The organism is Stenotrophomonas sp. IS26 (assembly GCF_054188265.1).
On sequence record NZ_JBSZJV010000044.1, the window covers coordinates 1 to 440 of the forward strand.

1 protein-coding gene is annotated in these 440 nt (G+C 62.3%); it reads left to right on the top strand.

Annotated elements, in window-relative coordinates; genetic code table 11:
• Window positions 1-18: 18 nt before the first annotated feature.
• On the top strand, window positions 19-440 hold a 422-nt coding region (locus ACW6W5_RS17850), incomplete at its 3' end, for a hypothetical protein (RefSeq protein ID WP_458233677.1).

Below are 440 nucleotides of genomic sequence, written 5' to 3' on the forward strand. Positions count from 1 at the left end.
AATGCGATGGGCACGGTGATGGCCACCAGCAAGCAGATTGCTGGGGATATCGGCAACCAGGCAATGCGGGACCTGGAGAATTCCTATCTCTCTACCCTGTCCGATGAGGAGAAGGATCGCTTCAAGAGCCAGAGCGCGGAAGGCAAGTCCAATGAGCTCGCAGCCAGGTTCCCGTACAGCTACAGCGACGCCGTGGCACAGCAGCAGAACTGGGGCATCGGTGGCGACAACAGCCGCGCGCTTGAGGCTGTTACCACGCTGCTGGTGGGTGCTGCCTCCGGGCAGGGCGGCGGCCAAATGGTGGCCAACGCCCTGGCGCCGTATGCGGCGAACCTGATCGGCGACAAGTTCGATACGAACCATGGCAGTGATCCGAACGCTGCACTGCAGCTGCTCTCTCATGCGCTGTTGGGTGCGCTGCTGGCTGAGGCCAATGGTGG